Origin of the sequence: Micromonospora qiuiae (assembly GCF_016863555.1) — a bacterium.
GTDB classification, from domain to species: domain Bacteria; phylum Actinomycetota; class Actinomycetes; order Mycobacteriales; family Micromonosporaceae; genus Micromonospora; species Micromonospora qiuiae.
In genome coordinates, this window is the sequence record NZ_BOPC01000095.1 from 1 (window position 1) to 26,754 (window position 26,754).

Below are 26,754 nucleotides of genomic sequence, written 5' to 3' on the forward strand. Positions count from 1 at the left end.
CCAACGGCAACTCGCGCAGATCAGCGACCTCGTACGCGAAGCCGGCGAACAGGTCGAGCATCGCCCGCTCGACCGGCATGCGCTCAAGCATCCACCACAGCCATCGTTCAACACCGGTCGGCCGGCAGACTGACTGGGGCGCGCAGTTTGGCGAGCGCGGTATCTCGGCGAGCCGGCGCCGCGGTCGTCGGCCTGCCGACTGGAAGTGGCGGGTGCGCTGTTCCGGCCGCTGGCGAGGGCCGGATCGGGCTAGCGGCGGCCGGGGTCGTAGTCGGGTTACAGGTTGAGAACGGCGTGGGCGATGAGGAAGTAGATGATCAGTCCGGTGGCGTCGACGAGCGTGGTGACCATCGGGGCGGACACGACGGCCGGGTCGATGCGTAGCCGCTTGGCCAGCAGCGGCATGGTCGCGCCGACGGTCGCGGCCCAGGCGCAGATGGCTACGAGGGACAGGCCGACGACCACGGCGATGTCACCGCCGACCAGTACGGTGCCGACGGTGAGGCCGACCAGGGCGAGGACGGCGCCGAGGAGCAGCCCGACGCGGGCCTCGCGCCAGATGACGGCGGGTAGGTCGGAGCCGCGCAGCTCGCCCACCGCGATGGCGCGAACGGCGGAGGTCGCGGCCTGGGCGCCGGCGTTGCCGCCGGTGCCGACCAGCAGCGGGATGAACAGGGCCAGGGCGGTTACGGCCTCCAGGGTTGCTTCGAAGACTTGCAACACGTTGACGGTGAGCACGGAGGCGACGATGAGCAGCACGAGCCACGGGGCGCGGGAGCGGGCCAGCCGCCATACGCTGACCGCCATGTAGTGCCCGGGCCACGGTCCGGAGGCGGCTTGGCGGGTGACGTCCTCGGTGTCGGCGGCCTCAATGACTTCGACGGCGTCGTCGATGGTGAGCAGTCCGAGGAGCCGGTCCTCGCTGTCGACGACGGGCAGGGCGAGGGTGTTGGTCTCGCGCATCAGCCGGGCGGCCTGCTCGGCGGGGTCGGTCGCGGATACCCGGGGCACGTCGGCGTCGACGAGTTCGACGACCGGCCGGTCGGGTGAGCTGAGCACGATGTCGCGCAGTCCGGTCACGCCGATCAGGCAACGGCCGGCGTCGACGACTGGCAGGGTGTAGACGGTCTCCACCTGCGCACCCTTGTCCCGCACGGCCTGCAGCGCTTGCCCGGCGGTGAGATGCCGGGGCAATGCCACCGCCTCCGGTGTCATGATCTGCCCGACCGACCCGGCCGGGTAGCCGAGCAGCGCGGCGGTCATCTGCCGTTCGTGAGCCGACAGTCCGGCTAGGACCCGTTTGGCTACCTTGGCCGGGGCTTCACGCAGCATCCTGGCCCGGTCGTCGGGGTCCATCCCCTCGACCAGGTCACGGAACGCCTGGTCCCGCAGCCCGGCGAGGATGGCCTGCTGGTCGATTGGTTCGAGTTCCTCGAACACCGCCAGGGCGCGGTCCTTTTCTAGCAGTCGGAACGGCACCCCGGCGGCCGTGCCGTCGAGGCGGGCCAGTTCGTCGGCGATCACGTGTGGCGGGTGCGCGTCAAGCCACCCCTGCACGCCGGCGAGATCGTGGCGGTCCAGCAGTGCACGCAGTTCGTCATCGGCCACCGTCGCCCTCCCAAGTGCGGCGCACGGCCGGTCGGCCGGACACTGGATGCCCGGTGGTTGACGGGCATCGGTCGCTGCGGCCGACGTGCATGATCGAAATGGCCACGGCGGAAGAACCTTTCAGGTAACCAAGGGGGTGCGAGGGCGCGCGATCACCGCGGAGCACCACCGGTTCAGGCCACCTGCGCCGAACGAATCAGGGGCAGGCCGCTGCGGTGCGCCGCGGCACGGGACTGGAAGGCTCGCTGGTCACGGCCGCGTCCACCTCCCTGTTCCATCCGTCGTAGCGGCCCAAGGCCACGGTGATCCTACCCGGCCCGACGGCGAGCGGGTCGGCCGCACCGGCGTTGCACCGTGTCGCGGCCGAGTTGCTGGCTGGCGTAGGCGTCTGAGCAGACGCGGCGGGCCCTCGAACACGAATCCTGCGCCAGCAACTCTTGCCGGGCCAATGCGACCTCGTCCCTAGTCTGCGTCGACCCGACGAGCCGAATACCGGGCCGGGACGAGGCCCGGTGGGTGCATCCTGCAGAGCAGTCGCTGGAGTCACGAATTGGCCCCACCGAGACCTTCACGGTACCCCTCGCGTCTCACGTTCCGGACGATTGACCGGCTGCAGCCCCCTGGCGGCAGGGGCGTGCCACACTGCCGCAGTGGGCATTCGAGTCATGATCGGGCTGATTACCTAGGCGACGTACGCCTCCTGCGTGCGTCGCCGGCCCAGCCATCCTGTCGGCTCGTGACTTGTGAGGCCCTCCGTGACCGCGTTCCACCTCGCCCCCACAACTGTCGATCATGCGGTGCGTGGCGTCCCCGATGGGACCGTGCCGCCTCGTGCGCCCGGCACGGTCCCACCAACCGCCCCCGACCCCGGGCCGAGCCTGCGGCACGACGAGCTGCCCGCTGAGGACGACGCGCTGTGGACGATGGTGGTCCACCTCGGCGAGGGATACTCCACGACCGGCCTACTCAAGGTGCTGTCCGTGCTGCACTCACGCCGGGTCGCCGTCTCCTACCTGCAGTACGTGCAAGGCCCGAACGGATCGGCGGTGGTGATCTTCGAGTGCTCCCCCCGCACGGTAGCGTTGGAGACGGTTCGCAAGAGCGTCGCGAACGCGGTGCCCGTCGTCAGCGTGAGCGTGCACACCACGCCGCGACGTGACGGCGTCCCCCGGCGGCGGGCCCGCCGCCGCACCCACAGGTGACGTTCAAGCCGCCTTCGAGACCACGAGCGAACCGCGTCCCGGGGCGCGTCAGCCCGCCGGGCCGAGGAAGTTCTCCAGCTGCATCACGTCACGCGCAGTGAGCGCCACGTGCAGCGACAGGCACGTCTCGCTCGAGCCGAGGTCGACGCCAAGCACCCGCTGGATCAGCTGCAGCCGCTGGTACAGCGCCGACCTGGAAAGAGCCATCGCAGCCGCCGCGCGCTGCTTGTTGCGCCCCTCGACGAGGTACGTCTCGAGGACGGTTACGTGGTTCGTGCCGTGCCGCTGGTCGTACGACAGCAGCGGGCCCAGTTCGCGCTCGACGAACGTCTGCAGACGCGCGTCCTCCCGCAGCAGGTGCAGCAGACCGCGGAGCCGCACGTCGAGGAGCCGGTAGAAGGGCCGCGGCTCGGCGGTGTGCATCGTGGCGTCCGCCACCTGCGCCGCCTCCATCAGCGATCGCCGGGCCAGGTCGAGAGATCCGACCACGGACCCCGCGGCGACGACGACGTCCGATCCGGCTGGGTGGCCCGCCTCGGTGAGCGCGCTGGAGAGCCCCTGCAACGCGGATTCGTCGGTATCCGCGCTCCCGAGAGCGACGAGGACAGCGACCCCCTCACCACCAAACAACTCGTCGACATCACCCGTCAGCGCCACCAGCCCGCGGTCACGGACCGCCGTCTCGACCGCGTCCAGCAGCTCCCGTTGGCGCGTGTGCATCTCGACGCCGGTGCTCCGGGTTAGCCGACGCCTTCGGACGATAACCCCGAGCAGCCGTCGCTGCTCCAGCCCCACACCCAGCCCCCGCGCCCGCAGCGCCACGTCACGGGTGGGCGCGGAGTAGGTGACGATGCTCCACAGGAGGCTGCTGCGCGCCTGCCTCTCGACCGAGGAGCGGTCCTGTGCGACGAGCCGGTTCAGCGCGATGGTGGACGCGGCGCGCTCCAGCAGGACCTTCGTCCGTGCCGGTGGCTCCTGGTCGCACAGCAGCACGAGCCGCCCCCACCGGCTGCCCCGGGCCTCGACGCCGGTCACCAGCCAGCCCGACCGTGGCTCGTAACCGGTGCCGGACGGGACCTCGACTGCGCGCGAGCGGGTCTCCCAACGGTCGAGCAGTTCCTCGGCGGACAGCGGGCCCGTCTCGTACGCGAGCACCTGGCGGGCGAGGTTTTCCAGCACGGCGGGACGGCGGGAAAGGCGGGTGACCTCCCGAAGCACCTGCTGAGGCTCGGCACCCTCGACCGAGAGCTCGGTGAAGATGCGGTGGATCTCGTCATTCGCGAGCAGGTCCGCCGTCTGCTCCTCGACGATCACGGAGTGGACGACCTCGGTCACGGCCACGAACCGCATCTCGCGTCGGAGCGCGACGAGGGGCAGGTCCCGGCTGCGGGCACGCTCGACGAGCCCGGCGGGCAGGGCCCGGCCGAACCGCCGTCCGAGCTCGATCACGACACCAGCGGCGCCGACGTCCGCCAGCGTGTCGATCCAGCGGCACAATCCATCGTCGTCGGGGGGTAGGCCGATGCCCGTCGTCAGCACCAACTCACCGCCGCGGAGCAGGTCGGCGATCTCGGGCACCTCGGCGACGTGCACCCATCGCACAGTGGCATCCAGCCGGGCCCGACCGGCCAGGACGAGGGGCCCGGCCTGCTGCAGCGCTGGCAGCTCGAGCACGTCCCGGACCGTCATCGGCATGAGCCCGTCTCCCTTCTCGTCCAGGCGCACAGTATGTGCGGTTCCGGACAGCGGGAGCGACACAGTACCCATTGCTCGGGTACGGGCGAGCGCCGATGATCCGGGCATGACCGAGACAGCACCCGACACCGTCCCCGCTCTTGCCCCGCCGGAGCGGGTGACCCACTGGATCGATGGCCAGCGGGTCGCCGGCGTCACCGAGCGGACGGCACCAGTGTACGACCCGGCGCTGGGCACGATTCGCATGGAGGTCCCGCTGGCCTCCGTCGACGAGGTGGACCGCGCCGTCGCCTCCGCCGCAGCCGCTTTCGCATCGTGGCGTGCATCGTCGCTGACCAAGCGCACGCAGGTGCTGTTCGCGTTCCGAGAGCTGGTGAACCAGCACAAGCAGGAGCTGGCCGAGCTCATCACGGCCGAGCACGGCAAGGTCCTGTCCGATGCCCTTGGCGAGGTGACCCGCGGTCTGGAGGTCGTCGAGTTTGCCTGCGGGATCCCGCACTTGCTCAAGGGCGGGCACTCTGAGGGCGTCTCCACGAACGTGGACGTCTACTCCATCCGTCAGCCCCTCGGCATCTGCGCCGTCATCTCGCCCTTCAACTTCCCGGTGATGGTCCCGATGTGGTTCGTGCCCATCGCCATCGCGGCGGGCAACAGCGTCGTCCTCAAGCCCAGTGAGAAGGATCCGTCCGCGTCTCTGCTCGTCGCCCGCCTGTGGGAGCAGGCCGGCCTGCCCGCCGGCGTGTTCAACGTCGTCCACGGCGACAAAGTGGCCGTCGACCGGCTGCTGGAGCACCCCGAGGTCAAGGCGGTATCGTTCGTCGGCTCCACGCCGATCGCCCGGTACGTGTACGAGACCGGCACCAGGCACGGCAAGCGCGTCCAGGCCCTCGGCGGCGCGAAGAACCACATGGTGGTGCTGCCGGACGCCGACCTCGACCTGGCAGCGGACGCCGCCGTCAATGCAGGGTTCGGTTCCGCCGGCGAGCGGTGCATGGCCATCTCGGTCCTCGTGGTCGTCGAGCCCGTCGCCGACGATCTGGTGGCGCGGATCCGCGAGCGCATCGCCACCCTGAAGGTCGGTGACGGCCGGCGCTCCTGCGACATGGGGCCGCTGGTCACCAAGGAGCACCGTGACCGCGTCGCGTCGTACCTCGACGCGGGCGTGGACGCCGGTGCCGAGCTTGTCGTGGACGGCCGCAGCGTGCAGGCCGACGGCGCCGAGACCGGGTTCTGGCTCGGGCCGAGCCTGTTGGACCGGGTATCCCCCGAGATGAGCGTCTACACCGACGAGATCTTCGGGCCTGTGCTGTCCGTCGTGCGCGTGGGCAGCTACGACGAGGCGCTCGAGTTGGTGAACAACAACCCGTTCGGTAATGGGACCGCCATCTTCACCAACGACGGCGGGGCGGCACGCCGGTACCAGAACGAGGTCGAAGTCGGCATGGTCGGCGTCAACGTCCCGATCCCGGTGCCGATGGCCTACTACTCGTTCGGCGGCTGGAAGGACAGCCTGTTCGGCGACTCCCACGCCCACGGCATCGAGGGTGTGCACTTCTTCACCCGCGGCAAGGTCGTCACGTCCCGCTGGCTCGATCCCAGCCACGGCGGGATCAACCTCGGCTTTCCCGAGAACGACTGAGGCATCGGAAGGAACCGACGATGAGCACCTGCGCAAATCGCGCGTACGAGCTCGACCGCGCCCACGTCTTCCACTCGTGGTCCGCCCAGTCCCTGATCGACCCGATGGTCGTCGAGCGCGCCGAGGGCTCGTACTTCTGGGACGGCGACGGGAACCGTTACCTGGACTTCTCATCCCAGCTCGTGAACACCAACATCGGCCACCAGCACCCCCGCGTGGTCGCAGCGATCCAGGAGCAGGCGGCGCGGCTGTGCACGATCGCGCCGTCCTACGCCAATGACGCCCGCAGCGAGGCGGCCCGGCTGATCGCCGGGCGGACCCCCGCGGGCCTGGACAAGGTGTTCTTCACCAACGGCGGCGCAGACGCCGTCGAACACGCCGTCCGGATGGCCCGGCTGCACACCGGCCGGCCAAAGGTGTTGTCGCAGTACCGCAGTTACCACGGTGGCACCCAGACGGCCGTGAACCTCACCGGCGACCCGCGACGCTGGCCCAACGACAACGGCACCGCCGGGGTGGTGCGCTTCTTCGGCCCCTTCCTGTACCGGTCGGAGTTTGGCGCCGCCACCGAGGAAGAGGAGGGCGCGCTTGCGCTGCGCCACCTCGAGCGCGTCGTGGAGATGGAGGGACCGGCCACCATCGCCGCCATCGTCCTGGAGACCGTGCCGGGCACCGCCGGGATCATGCCTCCGCCGCCGGGCTTCCTCCCAGGAGTTCGGGAGCTGTGCGACCGGCACGGCATCCTCTACATCGCCGACGAGGTGATGGCGGGCTTCGGGCGCACTGGCGCCTGGTTCGCTCTGGACCACTACGGGGTCGTACCCGACCTCATCACCTTCGCCAAGGGCGTGAACTCCGGTTACGTTCCGCTCGGCGGTGTCGTGATCTCCGACCACATCGTCGAGACGTTCTCCACCCGTCCCTACCCCGGAGGGCTGACGTACTCGGGTCACCCACTGGCCACCGCCGCCGCCGTCGCGACCATCACGGCGATGCAGGAGGAGGGGATCGTCGAGAACGCCGCCACGATCGGCGCCGACGTGCTCGGCCCGGGACTGCGCGAGATAGCCGAGCGGCACCCGAGCGTCGGGGACGTGCGCGGGCTCGGGGTGTTCTGGGCGCTGGAGCTGGTGAAGGACCGCGAGACGAAGGAGCCGCTGGCACCGTACGGGTCGTCGTCGTCGGAGATGAACGAAGTGCTGGCCGCGTGCAAGCGCAACGGCCTCGTCCCGTTCGCCAACTTCAACCGGATCCACGTAGTGCCGCCCTGCACGGTATCGGAGGCGGAGGCCAAGGCGGGTCTGGCGATCCTCGACGAGGCGCTGACCCTCGCCGATCGGTACGCCGGGTAAAGCACCACCAACCACCGCCCGCTCGGTCGACCCGGCGGGCGGTGTCCCATATCCAAGATCCGCGGCCCGCCGGTGACCCCGGCGACGCGGAACCCCAGCACCCAAGAGGTGACGCAGTGAGTACCAGCACCATCACCAGCACCGCCGACCTTCCACGCACCTCGGACGGCTGCATCCAGTTCGTCACGCCGGACGGGCAGCTACGCACGGACGCGAGCGTCGACCACGACGCCCTCGGCCGGCTCATCCGTGACCTGTACCGTGGCATGCGGCTCGCACGCCGTTTTGACGACGAGGCGTTCGCATTGCAGCGACAGGGCGAGTTGGGCCTGTGGTTGCAGTGCCGCGGCCAGGAGGCCGCGCAGGTCGGCTCCATTGCGGCGGTACGCGCCGACGACTTCGTCTTCCCGAGCTACCGCGAGCACGCCGCGGCCTTGTGGCGGGGCATCCGCCCCGCAGATCTACTCCGGCAGTGGCGTGGGGTCGCGAACAGTGGCTGGGACCCCGAGCCGTACTCGTTTCACATCTACACCCTGGTCCTGGCGGCTCAGTTGCTGCACGCCACCGGGTACGCCCTCGGGGTGCAGCGCGACGGCAGCGACACGGTGGTCGTGACGTACTTCGGTGACGGTGCCGCCAGTGAGGGCGACGCGAGCGAGGCAATGAACATCGCCGCCACCAACCAGGCGCCCGTCGTGTTCTTCTGCCAGAACAACCACTGGGCGATCTCGACGCCCTCGTCGTCCCAGTCGCGCACCCCGATCCACCGCCGCGCGGCCGGGTTCGGTCTGCGCAGCGAGCAGGTCGACGGCAACGATGTCCTCGCGGTGCACGCCGTGACGTCCGCGCTGACTGAGCACGTGCGCTCCGGCGGCGGACCCGCGCTCATCGAGGCCATCACGTACCGCATGGGCGGGCACAGCACGTCCGATGATCCCACCCGGTACCGCACCGACAGCGAACTCGAGGCGTGGCGGGCGAAGGACCCGGTGACGCGAGTCGAGGCGCTCATGCACGCCCAGGGCTGGAGCGACGACGCGTTCCTCGACGAGGTACAGGCCGAGGCGGATGAACTCGCCGCCCGCACCCGCCGGGAGTGCCTGGCACTGCAGGCGCCAGACCTCGCGGACGCCTTCGCCACTGTGCTGGCCGACGTACCACAGCTGCTTCAGGAGGAGCGCGATGCGTTCGTCGCCTACCGCGACTCCTTCCTCGACTGACGCCCCCGGATCGGAGAACACGTCCATGCTCACCCTCTGCCAGGCACTGAACCGCGGCCTGCGTCGCGCCATGGAGGACGACGACAAGGTCGTACTACTCGGCGAGGACGTCGGCCGGCTCGGCGGCGTTTTCCGGGTCACCGACGGTCTGCAGAAGGACTTCGGCGAAGCCCGGGTGATGGACTCGACGCTCGCCGAGTCCGGGATCGTCGGCACCGCGATCGGCCTGGCCCTGCGCGGGTACCGGCCGGTCTGTGAGATCCAGTTCGACGGCTTCGTCTACCCCGCGTTCAACCAGATCGTGTCTCAGCTCGCCAAGATGCGCGCCCGCACCAACGGTCGCACGAGCCTGCCGGTGGTCGTACGGATTCCCGTCGGTGGCGGCATCGGCGCCGTGGAGCACCACAGCGAGTCGAATGAGGCGTACTTCGCGCACACCGCCGGGCTGCGGGTCGTCTACTGCGCCAGCGCGGACGACGCGCACTGGATGATCCGTCAGGCCATCGCCGGCGACGACCCGGTCATCTTCTACGAACCCAAGCGCCGCTACTGGGTCAAGGGGGAGGTGACCCCGGAGGATGCGGGACCGCCGCTGCCGCTGGACCGTGCCAGGGTCGTCCGCCGCGGCAGCGACGTGACGCTGCTGACATACGGGGGCATGGTCGCCACCTGCGTCGCCGCTGCGGAGACCGCCGCCCAGGAGGGCCGCGATGTCGAGGTGATCGACCTGCGGTCCATCTCCCCGCTGGACGTGCGGACCGTCGAGGAGTCCGTCCGCCGCACCGGCCGGGCGGTCGTGGTCCACGAGGCCCCCACGTTCGCGGGTTTCGGCGCCGAAATCGCCGCGCAGGTGATGACCCGGTGCTTCTACTCGCTGGAGGCACCGGTCGAGCGGGTTGGCGGCTTCAACCTGCCGTATCCGCCGGCCAAGGTGGAGGAGGAGTACCTGCCCGACCTGGACCGGGTCCTCGACGCCGTCGACCGCGTGCTCGCCGGGTGAAGGGAGACGTGCCGATGACCATCCAGCAGTTCCGCCTCCCCGACGTCGGCGAAGGCCTCACCGAGGCCGAGATCGTCACCTGGCGGGTTGCCCCGGGCGACCCGGTCCGTCTCAACGACGTGCTCGTGGAGATCGAGACCGCCAAGTCCCTCGTCGAGCTGCCCAGCCCGTACGACGGCGTGGTGCAGAGCCTGCTCGTCGACGAGGGGCAGACTGTCGACGTCGGCTCGCCGATCATCGCCATCCGGGTGGACAGCGAGGCCGACGCGACCCCCGACGACACGACCGGCACGCGCGCCGCCGAGCCGACGACCGTTCCGCATCCCGTCGGCGCGGCGGCAGCGGAACGCACCGCGGTACTTGTGGGCTACGGGGTGTCCGCGCAGGAACCGACGCGTCGGCGACGGCGCAGGGCCCTTTCCGCCCGCTCCGCCGACACCGCCCGGCCCGCCGACACCGCCCGCTCCGCTGATACCGCCCGCTCCGCCGATACCGCCCGCGTGCCGCATCCGTCGCGACCGCCGGTGCTCACCAAACCTCCGCTGCGCAAGCTTGCCAAGGACCTCGGCGTGGAGCTGGCCGAGGTGCGCGGCAGCGGCCCCGACGGCCGAGTCACGCGCCAGGACGTCCTCGACCACACCGCCCGGCGGGTGCTGCCCACTCCGGGCGCCCCCGGCTTGGCGGCGCAGTCGGCGGCGCAGTCCAGTTGGTCGACGGCGTCGACAGCCGACGACGCCGTACGGCAGGACGAACGGGTCCCCGTCCGCGGGGTGCGCAAGGCTACCGCGGCCGCCATGGTGGCCAGCGCGTTCACCGCACCGCACGTCACGGAGTTCCTCACCGTCGATGTAACCGGCACGGTCGAGCTCGTGGACCGGCTGCGGAAGGACCCGGCCTTTGCGGGGGTAAGGGTCGGCCCGCTGCTCGTGGCGTCGCTGGCCCTGCTGGACGCCGTCCGCAACCACCCCGACATCAACGCTCGGTGGGACCAGGAGAACCAGGAGATCGTCCGGTTCGCCGACGTCAACCTCGGTATCGCCGCCGCGACGCCGCGCGGCCTGCTGGTGCCGAACCTCAAGGCATCGCAGGACCTGTCGGTGCGTGAACTTGCCGTCGCACTGAACGAGCTGACGGTGTCGGCGCGGGAAGGCCGCACCCGGCCCGCCGACCTGGCCGGCGGGACCATCACCATCACCAACATCGGCGTGTTCGGTATAGACGCCGGAACGCCGATTCTCAACCCCGGCGAGGCCGCGATCCTGTGCCTCGGCGCCGTCCGTAGAACGCCGTGGGTGGTCAACGAGCAGGTGGTCCCTCGGTGGACCACGCAGTTGTCGCTGTCGTTCGACCACCGGCTCGTGGACGGGGAGCTCGGCAGCCGGGTGCTCGCCCACGTCGGCCGGTTCCTCGAGGACCCGATGTGGGGGCTGGCAATGCGCTGACCACGCAGGCCGGCAAGCAGACGGCGCGCGGACGGGCTCAGGTCCGTTCGCGCGCCGTCGTGGTGCGGGAGGCAGGTGTCAGTCCACGACCTCGAACGCGACGCCGGGCGACGGCTGCGGGCAGGCTGCGTCCGTTTGCGCGATCGGCTCGCCGACCTCCTCGGACGCCGCGAGCCGGAACTGCACGTACTCGAGGTCACCGGAGAAGTCGTGCCGGGCCGGGTAGCTCGTCGACACCGGCGAGTGGATGCTGCGGCCGACGTCCATGCCCGCGAACCCGTGGAAATACGGCAGCAGCTGCGGAAACTGAGCCTTACCCACCGCCTCGCCGTCCACGAGCAGGCGGCCGACGCCCTGGCAGTCGGCGGTCTTCGTCAGCTCGAACGTCAGGTCCACGGTGCCCAGCGGCAGCTCGTCCTCGGACCGGACCGGGTAGAGGGTGCCGAGGTAGTTGTACTCGTACACGAGGCGGTTGCCCTGGATGTGCATCACGTACCCGCCGCTGACGTTGCCGAGCACCACGATCACCCCGCCCTGGGCGGGATCGGTGCGGTGCACGCGTGCGGTGATGGTGTGCGAGCGGTTCATCGTCGGCGGCACGGCAGCACCGGAGATCGTCGGTACGCCGGCCAGGTACGTGAACACCAGCCTGTCCCGCACGGATCCCGGCCGCGGTACCCGGGCCCGCACGGCAAATCCGCGGTCGTCCAGGGGCAGCACGTCGTAGCGGGCCGCCTCGATCCAGAACTCCTCGACGAGGCGCTGCAGCACCTCGGGGTGCTCGGCGGCGAGGTCGCGGCTCTCGGTGGGGTCCTCGTCGATCCGGTAGAGCTCCCAGCGGTCCTCGTCCCACGAGGTGCCCCGCTCGTGGAACGCCACGGCCTTCCAACCCTGGCGGTAGATGCCGCGGTGGCCGAACATCTCGAAGTACTGGCGGTCGCGCGACGGCGGTGCCTGCGGGTCCCGCAGCCCGTCGCGAAAGCTGCGGCCGTGCAGCGGCATCTGCGGGATGCCGCGGCGCACCGCAGGTGGCTCCACCCCGACGAGGTCCAGCACCGTCGCGGTGACGTCGATGCTGTGCTGGAACTGCGTCCGCACCTGCCCGCCGGGGACCTCACCGGCCGGCCAGCTCAGCACGAACGGCACCCGGACGCCGCCCTCGTGGGTGTGCTGCTTGTACCGGCGGAACGGGGTGTTGCTGACCTGCGCCCAGCCCAGCGGATAGTTGCTCTGCGCCCGCGGACCGCCGATCTCGTCGATCCTCGCGAGGCTGTCCTGGAGGTTCTCCGGCACTCGGTTCTGGAACGCTGTGGGGTTGAGGGTGCCGATGGGGGTGCCCTCGGGGCTGGCCCCGTTGTCCGACATGACGACGACGATGGTGTTGTCGAGCTGGCCGATCCGCTCGAGGAAGTCGACCAGGCGCCCGAGCTGGGCGTCGGTGTGATCGACCATGGCCGCATAGGCCTCCTGCATGCGGGCGAACAGGCGCTGCTGCTCGGGCGGCACCTCGTCCCATGGAACGACGCCGGGGTTGTGCGGTGGCAGCGGCGCGTGTTCGGGGACGACGTCGAGCTCGATCTGCCGCCGGTGCCGCCGCGCGCGGACCTCGTCCCAGCCGCAGTCGTAGCGCCCCCGGTACTTCTCCAGGTACTCCTGCGGGGCCTGGTGCGGTGCATGCGCCGCGGCGTACGCCAGGTAGAGGAAGAACGGCTTCTCCGGAGTGAAGGAGACCTGGTCTCGGACGAACCCGATGGCTCGGTCGGTGAGATCCTCCGTGAGGTGGTACCCCTGCTCGGGGGTGGCTGGCGGATCCACCTGGTGATTGTCGTGCACCAGCTCCGGGTAGAAGTTGTCGGTCTCGGCCTCGAGGAAGCCGTAGTAGCGCTCGAAGCCGCGGCCCAGCGGCCACTGATCGTACGGGCCGGACGGCGTCGTGTGCTCCAGCGGGGCGACGTGCCATTTGCCGACCGCCATGGTGTTGAAGCCGGCGTCGAGAAGCATCTCCGCGACCGTGGCGGCGGCGTGGGTGATCCGCCCGCGGCCGTTGGGAAAGCCGCTGTCGAAGTTCGACAGCATGCGCATGCCGACGCTGTGGTGGTTGCGGCCGGTGAGCAGGCTGGCGCGGGTCGGCGAGCACAGCGGCGAGGTGTGGAAGTTGGTGTACCGCAGCCCGGAGGCGGCGAGCCGATCGATCGTCGGCGTGTCGATCTCCGCCCCGTAGCAACCGAAGTCCGCGAACCCGACGTCGTCCAGCAGCACGTACACCACGTTCGGCGTACCCGCCGCTGCCGCTGGCGGTGCGCTCCAGTGCTCCGTCGACTCCTCGTAGGTGCGTCCGATGATCCCCTCGTACGGAGGGTCCGCCAGAGAGTTCGTCACAGGCAACCCCCCTCAGCCGGCCGTCGTGCCGCCGTCGAGGACGAGCGTGTGGCCCGTCACCATCCGCGCCTCGTCGCTGGCGAGGAAGACCACGGCGTCCGCGGAGTCGCGCGGCGTCGCCATGCGCCCCAACGGGATCGACGCGCGGAAGTTCTCCCGTGCGCTGTCCGGAACGTCCCCCATTCCGCCGAGGAACGCCGACAGCATCGGCGTCTCCGTCGCCGCGGGGGCGATCGCATTGACCCGGATGCCGTGCGGCGCGAGCTCCAGCGCCAGCGATTTCATCAGCCCGATGACCCCGTGCTTGGCGGCGGTGTACGGCGTGTACCGCGGGCGGGCGATGACGGCCTGCAGGGACGCGGTGAACACGATCGAGCCGCCGCCGGCCTCGACCAGCGCGGGCACCGCAGCCTGCGCGGTCCAGAACGCCCCCTTGAGGTTGACGTCCACGACGCGGTCGAGCGTGGCCTGCTCCACCTCCTCCACGGGTCCGGTGAACGGCGTCCCAGCGTTGGCGTGCATGAGATCGAGCCGCCCGAACCGCTCCACGGCGGTCGCGACGGCCGCGCGGCAGTCCTCTGCCCGGGTGACGTCGCAGGCCACGCCGATGACGCTGGCCCCGTGCTCGGCGGCCGCCGCGGCGGCGCGATCGCCGTCGAGGTCGGCGATGACGACGCGGGCGCCCTCCTCGACGAGCCGGCCGACGGTCGCCAGTCCGATTCCGCTGGCGCCTCCGGTGACGACGGCGACGCGGTCAACCAACCTCATGTGCTGCTCCTGTTGAATCGGTCCAGGAGGTCGCCGTGCAGGGTGGGCACCGCAGACAGCAGCCTCTGGGTGTAGGGGTGCTGGGGGTCGGAATAGATCGATGCGGTGTCACCCGTCTCGACGATCCGGCCCTGGTTCATCACCGCGATCCGGTCACACAGGTACCGGACGACGGACAGGTCATGGGAGACGAGGACCAGGGTCAGCCTGAACTGCTCGGCCAGGTCCGTGAGCAGGTTGAGGATCTGCGCGCGCACCGAGACGTCCAGCGCGCTGACGGGCTCGTCGCCCACGACGACCTTGGGCCCTGCCGCCAGGGCGCGAGCGATCGCGATGCGCTGCCGCTGGCCGCCGGAGAACTGGTGCGGGTAGCGGGTCACCGCCTCCTCGGGCAGACCGACGGCGTGCATGAGCTCGGCGACCCGAGCTCGGTGGTCACCCGGTAGGCGCAGCGAGCGCATCGGCTCCGCGACGATGTCCGCGACCCGCATGCGCGGATTCAACGACGACATGGGGTCCTGCAGCACCATCTGCACGTCGCGCCGCAGGAATCCGAGCTTCCGCTCCGGCACGCCGCTGATGCGCTGGCCCGCGTAGGACGCCGCACCGGACGTCGGCTGGTCGAGCGCCATGAGGATGCGCGACAGCGTGGACTTGCCGGAGCCGCTCTCCCCCACGATGCCGAACGTCTCGCCTTCGTGGACCTGCAGGCTCACGCCGTCCAGCGCGCGGACCGGCTGTCCCGGCGTGCGCAGCGATCGCCGCGGGGACCGGTACTCGCGCACCACGTCAACGGCTTCCAGCAACGGGGGCGTGGTCATGCGCTGGCCTTCCCGCTCTCCAGTGATTGGTCGCTCTCGATCGGGTGGTGGCAGGCCGCGCGTCGCCTGCTGCCGGGCGGGGCCGTCAGCAACGGGACGGTCCTGCAGGCGTCGTCCGCGCGCGGGCACCGGTTGCGGTACACGCACCCGCCGGGGAAGGCCCCGAGCGCCGGCACCCGGCCTGGGATGGTCGCCAGCCGGCTGTTTCCGTCGGTACGTTCCAGCACGGTGGACGCCTTCAGGCCCGCGGTGTACGGGTGCCGCGGGGAGTCGAACACCGTGGCGACGTCGCCGTGCTCGACGATCGTGCCGCCGTACATCACCAGCAGCTCCTCGCAGATGCTGGCGACGACGGGCAGGTCGTGGGTGATGAGCAGCAGGGACGCGCCCTCCTCGCGCACCAGCGTGTCCATCAGCCGCAGCATCTCCGCCTGCACCGTGACATCCAGCGCCGTGGTCGGCTCGTCCGCCACGAGCACGGCGGGGTCGCAGGCCAGCGCGATGGCCAGCACGACGCGCTGCCGCTGGCCGCCGGACAGTTGGTGTGGGTACCTGCGCGCAGTGCGGTCGGGCTCGGGCAACTGGACCCGCTCGATCAGCTCGACGGCTCGCGCGGCGGCCGCCGCGCGGCTCATCCCGCGGTGCAGCCGCAGCGACTCGGCGATCTGGTTGCCGACCCGCATCAGCGGGTTGAGCGCCGTCATGGGCTCCTGGAACACCATGGCGATGTCGTTGCCGCGGACCGCGCACATCTCGCGGTCGGACAGGTCGAGCAGGTTGCGACCGCCGAGCAGCACCCGCCCCGACGCCGTCACCCCGTGGGGCAGCAGGCCCATCAGCGCGAGGGCCGTCAGGGACTTGCCGCACCCCGACTCGCCGATGAGTCCCATGCGGCTGCCCCGCCCGAGCTCGAACGAGATGCCCTTGACCGCAGGAGTGCCGTGGACCTCGACCACGAGGTCCTCCACCACGAGCCCGCTCACCTCGGTCACCGTCCCCTCAGCCGCGGGTCGAGGGCGTCGCGCAGCCCGTCGCCCATGAGGTTGAAGCCGAGCACCGACAGGGCGATGGCCAGACCGGGCCAGACCGCGAGCATCGGCTGCACGACGAAGTAGTTCTGGGCCTCCTGGAGCATTCGGCCCCAGGTGGGGGTCGGCGGCGGAGTGCCGTAGCCGAGGTAGGACAGCGCCGCCTCCGCGAGCACCGCGTGCGCGAACGACACCGACGCCTGGACGATGAGCAGGGCCGCGATGTTGGGTAGCACGTACCGGACCATGAGCACCACTCCCCGGCGGCCGTAGCTGCGCGCGGCCAGGACGAAGTCGCTCTGCAGCACCTGCAGCGCGCCGGCGCGCGTGAGGCGGCCGAACACGGGGACGTTGGCGACGCCGATCGCGATCATGCCCGTGAGCGTGGAGGCGTTGAAGCCGGCCGCCAGGATGATCGCCAGCAGGATGGCGGGGAAGGCGAACACGATGTCCAGCACACGCATCACGGGTTCGCTGATCCAGCGCCGTCCGGTGGCGGCGAGCAGGCCCAGCGGCACGCCGACGGCCGCGCTGATCGTGACGGCGACGACACCGACGAACAGGGTGGTACGCGCGCCGACGAGCAGTTGGCTGACGATGTCGCGGCCGAAGTGGTCGGTGCCGAGCCAATGGGTGCTGCTGGGGGGAACCAGCGTCTGCGCCGGGTTGACCCGGGTGGGATCGTACGGCGTCCAGAGAAACGACAGCACGGCGGTGAGGACGACGAGACTCACGAGGGTGGCGCCCGCCACCAGCGTGAGGTTCCACCGGCGGTGTGGCTTGCCGGTGCCGGTCGCGACGACGTCGGCGGTGGCCTCGGGCGGGGCGTCGGCGACGGAGGTCATGCCTTGCTCCTCAGCCTGGGGTCGACTGCGTGGTACACCACGTCGACCAGGAAGTTGATCAAAAGCACCGCGGCCGTGAGTACCATGACGGTGCCCTGCACCTTCAGCAGGTCGCGGTTGCCGACGTCCTGCAGCAGCATCCGGCCCAGACCGGGCAGGCCGAAGACGTTCTCGATGACGACAGCGCCGATGAGCAGCGTCGCGAGCTGCAGGCCGAGGACCGTGATGACGGGGATGGCCGCGTTGCGCAGCGCGTGCCGCGTCAGCGCCTGCGAGCGGCTGAGGCCCTTGGCGCGCGCGGTCTGGATGAAGTCTTCCTGCATCACTTCGACCACCGCGGAGCGGACGTAGCGCATCAGGATGGCGCCCTGGGCCACACCGAGGACCAGCGCCGGCAGCAGCAGGGACTGGGCGGCGCCACCGAGGTCCTCCCACCCCGTGAACCCGCCGGAAGGCAGCACCTGCAGCTTCACCGCGAACACCGTGATGAGCAGAATGCCGAGCCAGAACGAGGGGACGGCGATGCCGACCTGGCTGAGCGCCGACAGCACCGTCCCGAGCAGGGTGCGGCTCTTGACGGCCGCGAGGACGCCGAGCGGGACGGCGATGAGCAGCGCCAGCGCCATCCCGGACAGGATCAGCGGCACGGTGACGCCGAGCTTGTCGACGATCTCCGCCCCCACCGACACCCCGCTCAGCGGCGAGGTCCCGAAGTCGCCGCTGACCAGGCCGCCGACCCAGTCGAGGTACCGCTCGGTGAACGGGCGGTTCGTCCCGAACTGCTCCCGCAGTGCCTCCAGCGCTTCCGGGGTGGCGTTGACGCCGAGCATCGCCTGCGCCTGGTCACCGGGCAGCAGCGCCAGCAGCGTGAAGACAAGGACGGACGCGGCGAGCAGAGACACCGCGAGGATGACCAGCCGCCTGACGAAGTAGATCAGCATGCGCGTGGGCTCCTACTTCCGAATCATGGCCGGATCATCACCATCTTGGTCACGGTGAGCTCCTCCATGGCGAAGCGGGGCCCTTCGCGGCCGATGCCGGAGTCCTTCACACCGCCGTACGGCATGTTGTCGGCCCGGAACCCGGGCACCTCGTTGACGAGCACCCCGCCGGCGTCGAGGCGGCGCACGGCGTGGAGGGCGACCGCCAGGTCCCGCGTGAAGACAGCGGCCTGCAGCCCGTAGCGGGAGCGGTTGACCATCTCGACAGCCGCGTCCATGTCGGGCACCGAACGGACGCACACCACCGGCCCGAAGATCTCCTCCGCCCAGCACTCGGCGTCCTCGGCGACGTCGACCAGCAGGGTCGGCTGCAGGATCCGGCCGCGAGCCGTCCCACCGGCCAGGCAGCGGGCGCCGCCGGCGACGGCCCGGTCCACCCACGAGTGGACCCGCTCGGTGGACGCCTCGTCCACCAGGGCGGACACGCGGGTGTCCGCGGACCGGGGGTCCCCGGTGGTGACGGTCTCCAGCAGCGGCTGGAGGCGATCGAGCAGCGCCTCGCGGACCGGCTCCTCGACGATGACCCGCTGGACGCTGATGCACGCCTGCCCGGACGCGTAGAACCCGCCGCGCACGACAGCCTCGGCGGCCCGGTCGAGATCGGCGTCGCGGCCGACGACGAGCGCAGCGTTGGAGCCGAGCTCCAGCAGCACCTTGCGCGGGGCGGCGGCACGGGCGATCTCGTGCCCGACCTTCGCAGATCCGGTGAAGGACACGGCAGCGACGTTCGGGTGGGTGGTCAGGAGTTTTCCGACCTCGACGCCACCCGTGACGAGCTGGACGCCGGCCGCCGGACAGCCGGCGCGGCGGAACAGGTCGACGAGCACGAGCGTGGCCAGGGGCGTGTTCGGCGCCGGCTTGACGATCACCGGGCAGCCCGCCGCGACGGCCGGCGCGACCTTGTGGGCCGCCAGCAGCAGCGGGTAGTTGAACCCCGTGATGCCGACGACGACGCCGACCGGGCGGCGCACCCAGAACCCCACCATGCCCTCGCCGGCCGGCTGCATGTCGAGGGCGACCGTCTCGCCGGTGAGGTGCCCGACCTCCTCCGCGGCCGTCTCCAGCGTGACCACGGTGCGGGCGACCTCGACCCGGCAGTCGACCAGCGGCTTGCCGGTCTCGAGGACGAGCAGCTCGGCGAGGGACTCGGCGCGGGTGCGGACGTCGGCGGCCACCCGCGCCAGGACACGCCGGCGCGCGTGGCCGGGCAGGTCGGCCATCTGCTCGGCGGCGGTCTGCGCGGCCGTGACGGCCGCCTCCGCGTCGCCGGGGTCGCCCCACGGCGTCTCGGTCACGGTGCTGCCGTCGAACGGGAACCGTACCGGCGCCGTCTGTGTGGTGGTGATCCAGCCGTCGCCGATCGGCAGGCCGGCGGGCAACGCGTCCAGCAGTTCCTGCGCGGTCACGGCGCCTCACCCGCCCCGGCGCCGGTGGCCCCGGTGAGGAAGACCAGCGCGGCCTCGGCGTAGACCTTGGCCTTGCGGACGATGTCGTCGACCTCGACGTACTCGTCAGGCTGGTGGGCGATCCACTTCGGGCCGGGGCCGTAGACGACGTTCGGGATGCCGCTGTCGCGCCACAGGATCGTCCCGTCGGTCGCGCCGGGCACGCCACCGAAGACAGGTTCGGCACCGGTGACGGCGCGGTGCGCGGCGGCCACTGCGAGCGCGACGGGGTGGTCCTCGGGCGTGACCGCGCAAGGCCGGTCGTCGACGACCTCGACGGCGAACGTGACGCGGTGCCGGGCGCCGATGGCCTCCGCGTCGGAGCGGACGCGCTCGGCGAGGGCGGCGTGGTCGACGCCGGGCACGGTGCGGCAGTCCACGCCGAGGATGGCGCGGCCCGGGATGACGTTGAGCTGGTCGGTGGAACCGGCCTCCTGGACCGTGGGGGTCAGGTACGTCAGGCCGAGGTGCTCGTGCTCACCGGGTTCGGCCTGCAGCTCCGCTTGGAAGCGGCCGAGGGCCTGGACGAGCTCGGCGACTGCGGGGATGGGGTTGCGGCCGTGCTGCGGCATTGCGCCATGGGCCATCCAACCGGTGCAGGTGACCAGCAGCCGGACGGCGCCCTTGGCGACCGCGCAGATCTCCTCCGCCTCCGGCTCGCAGACGATCGCGGCGTCCACCTCGGCGGCGAGGGGGGTGGTGGTGAAGTGCTTGGCGCCAAGCATCTGGCCTTCCTCGTCAACGAGAGCGGCCACCACGATGCGCCCGGGGAACGGCCCGGCGAGCTCGACGGCTCGCGTGGCGTGGATCATCGCGGCGACCCCGGCCTTCATGTCAGCGGAGCCGCGTCCGTACAGGCGCCCGTCGACGATCTCGCCGCCGAACGGGTCGACGGTCCACTCGTCACGGGAGCCCTCGGTGACGACATCGGTGTGCCCCTCGAACATCAGCGTGGGCCCGGGCAGGCCGCCGTCCACGACCGCCACGACGTTGGGCCGCCCGGGGGCGACCTCGACGACCTCCGGCTGCCAGCCGAAGCCTCGCATGACCTCGGCGACCAGCTCCGCCACGGGCTGCTCGCTGCGGTCGCGCTCAACGTCCCAGGTCGAGGGTATGCGGACCAGCTCCTGGGTCAGCGATACGACGGCTTGCTCGTCGACGAGGTGGCCGGCGCGGAGGGTGGCTTGGGTGTCCGACGTCATGGCGACGGACGTTACGAACTACGACCGGGAAGCGGAACGTCCAGTTTCCGAGGTGGCGGGGGTACCAGCCGTGGTCGCCACCAGCTTCTCCACGGCTGCGGCGACCCGTCGCACGCCCTCGTCGATGCGGTCCAGCGGCATCACCTGGTACCCCAGCCGAAAGTGGTGGCGTGGGGCAGGCCGGGTGGTCCAGTACGGCGCACCCGGGTCGAGCAGGACACCCTGCTGGCGCAGCCGCCGGGCGAGTTCCTCGGCGTCCAGCTCCGGCGGGCCGGTGATCCACCGGGCCAGCCCACCACGCGGCACCGGCTGCGGCCCCCAGCGCACGTGGCGCTCCACCGCCTGCACCATCCCCTCGTACAGCCCCTGGTAGTGGGCGCGGATGCGGCGGACGTGGCGGGCGAGGTCGCGGCTGGCGATCATCCGCGCGAGGGAGCGCTGCATGGGGCCGGGCGGGTGACGCAGCACGTAGCGGGAACGTGCCCGCATCGCGTCCACGAGCGCCGGGGACGCCACCACGTACCCGAGCCGCAAACCGGGCGCCAGCAGCTTGCTGAAGCTGCCGAGGTAGACGACACGGTCCTCGTCGTCCAGGGCCCGCACCGCCACCGCGGGGATGCCGCGGAACGTCATCTCCGGGTCGTAGTCGTCCTCGACCACCACCGCGTCCGCCGCGCCGGCCCGTCGCAGCAGCTCCTCGCGCCGGGACGCCGACATCGTCGCGCCGGTGGGGTACTGATGGCTCGGCGTGACGTACACCAGCTCGGCGCCGTGCAGGTCCGCCGGCAGGTCCTCCACGACAAGACCGTCCTCGTCGACCTTGCCGGGCACCACGTCGGCCCCGGCGATCTGCATGATCGTCCGCGCGTCCGGGTAGCCGGGATCCTCGACCAGCACGACGCTGCCCGGCCGGACGAGGACGCTCGCGAGCAGGTGCAGCGCGTGCGTCGAGCCCAGCGTGATCATCACCTGGTCCGGGTGGGCGGAAATGCCGCGCGACGGCAGCACGTGCTCGCACAGCTGGCGCACCAACTCCGGATCGTCGGCCTGCCCGGAATCCCCGATGACCTGCGACAGCCCGTCCTGCCGCAGCGCCTCACGCTGCGCCCGCTCCCATGCACCGATGGGAAACATGGTGGGGTCCGGCTGGCCGACGACGAAGGGGAACGGTGCCCGCGCCCACGCCGGATCCCGGTGCACCGGAGCGGGCGGTGGGTCCGGGAGCCGCGCCTGCCAGTCGATCGGCTGCGCCGGCGAGCGGGAGGTCCGCCGCGCGGCCCGCATCCGCACGACGGCGTCGGAGGAGACGTAGAGACCGCGCCGGGGCACGGTCACGATGAGGCCCTGCTCCATGAGCCGGTCGTAGGCGGTCAGCACCGTGTTCCGCGAGACGCCCAGCGCCTCGGCCAGCCGACGGGTGCTCGGGAGCGGGCCGTCGTCGTACTGTCCGGCGAGGATGGCGTCCTCGATCCCGGTGATGATCTGTTCGTACAGGGGAACGGTGCTCTGCGGGTTGACCGGCAGCAGGATGTCCGCCAACCCGACCTCCCCATCCCGCGGGGTGGCCTCGCCTCGTCCCGTCGTCCCTGTCACCTGGGGGCAGCGTCCGCGCCCCGCTGGTACTAGCATAACCGCAGACCTGGACCTGTTGCGGACGGCCCGATTTCGCCACGCTTGGCCGCGCGACGGCAGGTGACGGTCGCCTGCACGCGGACAGGGGTTGACTAATGAGCACCCAGCGAATCGCGCTGGTGCCCGGGGACGGCATCGGGCCGGAGGTCACCGCCCAGGCGGTGAAGGCGTGCGACGCCGCGGCGCGGCGGTTCGGGCTCGACCTGGCGTGGGAGGAATACGAACTCGGTGCGGACTACTGGCGGATCACCGGCCAGGTCGTGCCGAAGGACGTGGAGCAGGAGCTCGCCAAGGCGGACGCGATCCTCTTCGGCGCCGTCGGAGACCCATCGGTGCCACCTGGCGTGCTCGAACGCGGCCTGGTGATCCATTTGCGGACCGCCTTCGATCAGTACGTCAACCTGCGGCCCGTCAAGCTGCTGCCCGGCGTCCCCACGCCCATCGAAGGACTTCGTCCCGAGCAGTGCGACCTCGTGATCCTGCGCGAGAACACCGAGGGCGCCTACGTCGGGGCCGGCGGCTTCATTCACCGCGGCGGGCCGGACGAGATCGCAACCCAGGAGTCCGTCAACACCCGTAAGGGGGTCGAGCGCCTCATCCGGCACGGCTTCCGGCTGGCGACGGGGCGGCGCAAGCACGTCACCCTGGTACACAAGGCGAACATCCTCACCTACGCCGGCGACCTGTGGCAGCGGACCTTCGAGGAGGTCGCGGCGGAGCACCCCGACATCACGGTGGATTACGTGCACGTCGACGCGATGTGCCTGTATCTGGTCACGCAGCCGGAGCGGTTTGACGTCGTGGTCACCGACAACCTCTTCGGCGACATCATCACGGACCTCGGCGCGGCCGTGCAGGGCGGTCTCGGCCTGGCCGCTAGCGGCAACCTCAACCCGACATGCTCGGCGCCGAGCATGTTCGAGCCGGTCCACGGCTCCGCACCCGACATCGCGGGCCGAGGCTGGGCCAACCCCGCGGGCTCGATCCTCAGCGCCGCTCTCATGCTGGAACACCTGGGCCACCCCGAGGCGGCGCGCGGCCTCGAGGACGGGGTGAAGGCGGTGCTGCCGCGGCTGGGCGCGATGCGCGGCCCGGAGATGGGGATGTCGACGGAGGACTTCGGGGATGCCGTTGCCGCGGCCATCAGCGAGAGCAGGTGCCGCAGCGGGTCCGACACTGTGCCCCGGGCAGCACGGCCGGCGGGAGAGCACGGGTGAACGACGAACTGGCTGACCCGCATGAGGGTGGGGGCAGGACGTTGGCGTCGCCGTGCTGCGCGTCGAAACGTACGGGCGGCGGCGCCCCCGCAGCGGCCACCGGCGCAGCGGTGGCGGGCGCGGAGGCCGTCCACAAAAGCCCGCCACGCGCTGCCGACACGAAGGGACTGCTCGCGCTGTCCGGGGGCACGTTCCTCATGGGCACCGACGACCCTGACGGTGTTCCGGAAGATATGGAAGGCCCGGTCCGCCCGGTGGTGGTGGACTCGTTCGAGATCGCGGCGACACCGGTGACGAACGAGGAGTTCGCCCGCTTCGTCGAATCGACCGGATACCGCACGGACGCGGAGTGGTTCGGCTGGTCCTTCGTCTTCCACCTGCTGCTGGCGCCGTCAGCACGCCCGCACGTCTTGGCCGGCACCGTACCGCAAGCGGCATGGTGGCTGGCGGTGGAGGGAGCCCACTGGGCGGCCCCGGACGGGCCCGGGTCAAGCGTCCAGGGACGCGAGCAGCACCCGGTCGTGCACGTCTCCTATCGGGACGCGCAAGCGTACTGCGAGTGGTCCGGGACGCGGCTGGCGACCGAGGCCGAGTGGGAGTACGCGGCGCGTGGTGGGCTGCCGCAGGCCCGCTACGCCTGGGGTGACGAGCTGACCCCGAACGGGCAGCACCGATGCAACATCTGGCAGGGCACCTTCCCGACTGCCAACAGCGCGGACGACGGGTTCGTGGGGACGTCGCCGGTGACGGCCTTCCCGCCGAACGGCTTCGGGCTGCACGACGTCGCCGGCAACGTGTGGGAAATCACAGCAGAGCCGTGGCGGGACCTGTGGGGCCGCGTGCTGCCCAGCGAGCGGGTCATTCGCGGTGGCTCCTACCTGTGCCACGACTCGTACTGCAACCGCTACCGGGTGGCGGCCCGGAGCCGGACGACCGAGGATTCCTCAAGCGGCAACACCGGATTCAGGGTCGCGCGGTAGCTCCGGCGGCGCCCGCCGAAGGGCGACCGTCCCCGTTCTGGTCGAGATATCCCAGGTCTCACCTGGTGGTCGCAGGCGGAGTGGTACCTGTCAGCTCTGCTGATCTGGCCCTTTTGCATCAAGTATCGCCCTCCTAGTGTCCCGGCTCACAGGACCTGAGCGCCCTTGGCGTTCTTCGCGATGGGACGACATGAATGAATCGGCTGACGATAAAGCTGCCCGCCGTGCTGCTCGCCACGGCACTGGCTCTTACCGCCTGCAGCGGCGGTGGCGACTCAAATACCACCAAGGGTGATTCCGGTAGCGGAACAGTCACCCTGGGTGCCTACCTTGAGCCGGTAAGCCTCGACCTCACAGCCGAGGCTGGCGCGGCGATCCCGCAGGTTCTCCTCTACAACGTGTACGAGGGCTTGGTGCGCCAGGACGCCGACACCGGCGAGGTGAAGCCGCTGCTGGCGAACGAGTGGGCGGTGTCCGACGACGGGACCGAGTACACATTCACGCTCCGCGACGGCGTGACCTTCCACGATGGGCAGAAGCTCACCGCGCAGGACGTCGTGTGGAGCTTCAAGCGGGTGACCGAGGAGGGCTCGACAAACCCGTTCAAGTCGCAGATGGCAGTCGTCTCAGCCGTCGAGGCGCCGGACGAGTCCACCGTGGTGGTGACGCTGTCCAGGCCCAGCCAGAGCTGGCTGGCCGACATCGCCGGCCGCGTCGGCGTGGTGCTCAAGGAAGGCGCCACCGATCTGGCGACCCAGCCGAACGGCACCGGCCCGCTCAAGTTCGAGAAGTGGAACCGGGGCGACAGCATCACCCTGGTTCGCAACGACGGCTACTGGGGTGAGCCGGCCCGGGTCGGCCAGGCTGTCTTCCGGTACATCACCGACCCGAACGCACTGAACAACGCGATGCTCTCCGGTCAGCTGGACATCGTGGCGAACATCCAGGCGCCACAGCTCCTCGAGGTGTTCAAGGGCAACCAGCAGTTCGAGGTGGTCGAGGGCGTGACGACCGGTGAGGTCGTCCTGGCGATGAACAACAGCAAGGGGCCGCTGGCCGACGTCCGCGTGCGCCAGGCGATCCGCCACGCAATCGACCACCAGGCGCTCGTCGACACCGTTTGGTCGGGGTACGGGACGCTGATCGGCAGCATGGTGCCGCCGAGCGACCCCTGGTTCGAGGACCGCACCGGCGACTTCCCGCACGACCCCGCCAAGGCGAAGCAGCTGCTGGCCGCGGCCGGTCACGCCAACGGGCTGACCCTGACGATGGACGTCCCGCCGCCGGGGTACGCCCGCTCGTCGGCGCAGTTCGTGGCCTCGCAGCTGGCCGAGGTCGGCATCACCGTGACCCAGAACAACGTCGAGATGCCGCAGTGGCTCGACAAGGTGCTCGGCCAGGCCAACTACGACCTGTCGATCATCGCGCACGTCGAGCCGCGTGACCTTGTCCGCTACGGCCAGCCGGACTACTACTACCGATACAACAACCCGGCCGTCACCCAGCTCATGAACGAGGCCGACACGGCCCTGGACGCCGCGGTCCGGGACAAGAAGTACGCCGAGGCTGCACGGATCATCTCCGAGGAGGCCGCTAGCGACTGGCTCTTCCTGCTGCCGAACCTGGCGGTGATCCGGCAGGGCGTCACGGGCTACCCGAAGGACGCGGTGACACAGTCGTTCGACGTCACCAAGGTGTCGAAGAGCAACTGACCCAACTCCCCTGACACGAAGAGGACCTGGAGGGCTTGAGCCCTCCAGGTCCTCTCAGTCTGCTCGGTCTACCTCCTCGGGCGCTCTCGCCGTCGGCAGGGTCACGGCACCATGGCTGGGGGCCACGACCGTGTCCGGGAACCGGGCAGGGTGCCGATCGACGCGGGCTGGTCCACCACGACCAGGACCCTGCCGTGGCGGCCGAGCTTGTCGAACACCGCCAGCAACCGACCCTCGGTGTTGGGCAGCGGGGCGTCATGCAGCCGCTTACCGTCCACGGCCAACCCGACCGCGTGATGATCACCCTTACCGACGTCCAAACCCAGGAAGACCTGGTAGTCGCCGTGCACCTGCACCGCCTCCACGAACCGTCACGCACCTCCGGTCGCTGGTCTGGGCGTCGGACTGCCGGCATCCACGTTACGAAGAGACCTACCCAGCAAAGGGGCGGCCTGGTCCCTATCAGCGGTCCGCCGACGCCACCCGGCCCGGCGACACCACCCCCCGGATCATGGGTACGACAGGGGAAGTAAGAGCGACTGGCAATAGGACGGTGGCCACCTTGG

The 26,754-nt window shown here is 70.7% G+C and carries 20 protein-coding genes and 1 pseudogene; 9 read left to right on the top strand and 12 right to left on the bottom strand.

The window, feature by feature from the left end; all coding sequences use genetic code 11:
- Nucleotides 1-276 precede the first annotated feature (276 nt).
- Nucleotides 277-1,608 carry a magnesium transporter gene (gene mgtE / locus Vqi01_RS26090; protein ID WP_204037603.1) on the bottom strand — a complete coding sequence of 444 codons (1,332 nt, stop codon included), beginning with the start codon at nucleotides 1,606-1,608 and terminating at the stop codon, nucleotides 277-279.
- A gap of 821 nt (nucleotides 1,609-2,429) precedes the next feature.
- Here mgtE and Vqi01_RS26095 point away from each other — a divergent pair.
- Entirely contained in the window at nucleotides 2,430-2,810 is a 381-nt protein-coding gene (locus tag Vqi01_RS26095) for a hypothetical protein (protein ID WP_239098678.1), read from the top strand.
- 48 nt (nucleotides 2,811-2,858) lie between these two features.
- Here the strand turns inward: Vqi01_RS26095 and Vqi01_RS26100 are convergent, their stop codons facing one another.
- Nucleotides 2,859-4,505 carry a PucR family transcriptional regulator gene (locus Vqi01_RS26100; protein ID WP_204037605.1) on the bottom strand — a complete coding sequence of 549 codons (1,647 nt, stop codon included), beginning with the start codon at nucleotides 4,503-4,505 and terminating at the stop codon, nucleotides 2,859-2,861.
- Nucleotides 4,506-4,611: 106 nt separating this feature from the next.
- On the opposite strand from Vqi01_RS26100, the gene Vqi01_RS26105 reads away from it, so the two are divergent.
- The 5 genes from Vqi01_RS26105 (at nucleotide 4,612) to Vqi01_RS26125 (ending at nucleotide 11,158) form a co-directional block, all read left to right on the top strand.
- The gene (locus Vqi01_RS26105) at nucleotides 4,612-6,144 is read left to right on the top strand and encodes a CoA-acylating methylmalonate-semialdehyde dehydrogenase (RefSeq protein ID WP_204037607.1); all 1,533 of its coding nucleotides are present in this window, start codon (nucleotides 4,612-4,614) and stop codon (nucleotides 6,142-6,144) included.
- A 20-nt stretch (nucleotides 6,145-6,164) separates the two neighbouring features.
- Nucleotides 6,165-7,496: an aspartate aminotransferase family protein gene (locus tag Vqi01_RS26110; protein WP_204037609.1), complete on the top strand. Its 1,332-nt coding sequence runs from the start codon at nucleotides 6,165-6,167 to the stop codon at nucleotides 7,494-7,496.
- Nucleotides 7,497-7,612: 116 nt separating this feature from the next.
- On the top strand, nucleotides 7,613-8,716 hold the full coding sequence (locus tag Vqi01_RS26115) for a thiamine pyrophosphate-dependent dehydrogenase E1 component subunit alpha (RefSeq protein WP_204037611.1): 1,104 nt from the start codon (nucleotides 7,613-7,615) through the stop codon (nucleotides 8,714-8,716).
- Between the two features lie 25 nt (nucleotides 8,717-8,741).
- A complete protein-coding gene (locus Vqi01_RS26120) occupies nucleotides 8,742-9,716 on the top strand; it encodes an alpha-ketoacid dehydrogenase subunit beta (protein ID WP_204037634.1) in 975 nt (324 codons plus the stop codon).
- A gap of 14 nt (nucleotides 9,717-9,730) precedes the next feature.
- Complete coding sequence (locus Vqi01_RS26125; RefSeq protein ID WP_204037613.1) at nucleotides 9,731-11,158, top strand: dihydrolipoamide acetyltransferase family protein; 1,428 nt, start codon at nucleotides 9,731-9,733, stop codon at nucleotides 11,156-11,158.
- Between the two features lie 78 nt (nucleotides 11,159-11,236).
- On the opposite strand, the gene Vqi01_RS26130 is transcribed toward Vqi01_RS26125, so the two are convergent.
- The 9 genes from Vqi01_RS26130 to pdxR are packed head-to-tail and all read right to left on the bottom strand — an operon-like array spanning nucleotide 11,237 to nucleotide 22,240.
- Nucleotides 11,237-13,537, bottom strand: coding sequence for an arylsulfatase (locus Vqi01_RS26130; RefSeq protein WP_204037615.1), 2,301 nt, complete (start codon nucleotides 13,535-13,537; stop codon nucleotides 11,237-11,239).
- A gap of 12 nt (nucleotides 13,538-13,549) precedes the next feature.
- Entirely contained in the window at nucleotides 13,550-14,305 is a 756-nt protein-coding gene (locus Vqi01_RS26135) for an SDR family NAD(P)-dependent oxidoreductase (protein WP_204037616.1), read from the bottom strand.
- The gene (locus Vqi01_RS26140; protein ID WP_204037619.1) at nucleotides 14,302-15,126 is read right to left on the bottom strand and encodes an ATP-binding cassette domain-containing protein; all 825 of its coding nucleotides are present in this window, start codon (nucleotides 15,124-15,126) and stop codon (nucleotides 14,302-14,304) included. The genes Vqi01_RS26135 and Vqi01_RS26140 overlap by 4 nt, the downstream gene beginning before the upstream one ends.
- Nucleotides 15,123-16,109: an ABC transporter ATP-binding protein gene (locus tag Vqi01_RS26145; protein WP_239098679.1), complete on the bottom strand. Its 987-nt coding sequence runs from the start codon at nucleotides 16,107-16,109 to the stop codon at nucleotides 15,123-15,125. Before Vqi01_RS26145 ends, Vqi01_RS26140 begins: the two co-directional genes overlap by 4 nt.
- A 5-nt stretch (nucleotides 16,110-16,114) precedes the next feature.
- Nucleotides 16,115-16,999, bottom strand: a complete 885-nt coding sequence (locus Vqi01_RS26150; RefSeq protein ID WP_204037622.1) for an ABC transporter permease — start codon at nucleotides 16,997-16,999, stop codon at nucleotides 16,115-16,117.
- Complete coding sequence (locus tag Vqi01_RS26155; RefSeq protein ID WP_204037624.1) at nucleotides 16,996-17,940, bottom strand: ABC transporter permease; 945 nt, start codon at nucleotides 17,938-17,940, stop codon at nucleotides 16,996-16,998. Before Vqi01_RS26155 ends, Vqi01_RS26150 begins: the two co-directional genes overlap by 4 nt.
- Before the next feature lie 23 nt (nucleotides 17,941-17,963).
- Nucleotides 17,964-19,406 carry an aldehyde dehydrogenase family protein gene (locus tag Vqi01_RS26160; RefSeq protein WP_204037626.1) on the bottom strand — a complete coding sequence of 481 codons (1,443 nt, stop codon included), beginning with the start codon at nucleotides 19,404-19,406 and terminating at the stop codon, nucleotides 17,964-17,966.
- Entirely contained in the window at nucleotides 19,403-20,647 is a 1,245-nt protein-coding gene (locus Vqi01_RS26165; RefSeq protein ID WP_204037628.1) for a M20 family metallopeptidase, read from the bottom strand. The genes Vqi01_RS26160 and Vqi01_RS26165 overlap by 4 nt, the downstream gene beginning before the upstream one ends.
- An 18-nt stretch (nucleotides 20,648-20,665) precedes the next feature.
- Nucleotides 20,666-22,240: a MocR-like pyridoxine biosynthesis transcription factor PdxR gene (gene pdxR / locus Vqi01_RS26170; RefSeq protein ID WP_239098680.1), complete on the bottom strand. Its 1,575-nt coding sequence runs from the start codon at nucleotides 22,238-22,240 to the stop codon at nucleotides 20,666-20,668.
- Nucleotides 22,241-22,374: 134 nt separating this feature from the next.
- Between pdxR and Vqi01_RS26175 the strand changes: the two genes are divergently transcribed.
- The 3 genes from Vqi01_RS26175 to Vqi01_RS26185 all read left to right on the top strand — a co-directional run bounded on the left by Vqi01_RS26175 (nucleotide 22,375) and on the right by Vqi01_RS26185 (nucleotide 26,188).
- Nucleotides 22,375-23,496 (top strand): 3-isopropylmalate dehydrogenase, encoded by a 1,122-nt coding sequence (locus tag Vqi01_RS26175; RefSeq protein WP_239098681.1) that lies wholly within the window; start codon nucleotides 22,375-22,377, stop codon nucleotides 23,494-23,496.
- Nucleotides 23,493-24,476, top strand: a complete 984-nt coding sequence (locus Vqi01_RS26180) for a formylglycine-generating enzyme family protein (RefSeq protein WP_204037630.1) — start codon at nucleotides 23,493-23,495, stop codon at nucleotides 24,474-24,476. The genes Vqi01_RS26175 and Vqi01_RS26180 overlap by 4 nt, the downstream gene beginning before the upstream one ends.
- Nucleotides 24,477-24,670: 194 nt before the next feature.
- Nucleotides 24,671-26,188 (top strand): ABC transporter substrate-binding protein, encoded by a 1,518-nt coding sequence (locus Vqi01_RS26185; protein ID WP_204037632.1) that lies wholly within the window; start codon nucleotides 24,671-24,673, stop codon nucleotides 26,186-26,188.
- A 143-nt stretch (nucleotides 26,189-26,331) separates the two neighbouring features.
- Here Vqi01_RS26185 and Vqi01_RS26190 read toward each other — a convergent pair.
- Nucleotides 26,332-26,538: pseudogene (locus tag Vqi01_RS26190) on the bottom strand (IS110 family transposase); the annotation flags it as partial.
- Nucleotides 26,539-26,754: the final 216 nt, after the last annotated feature.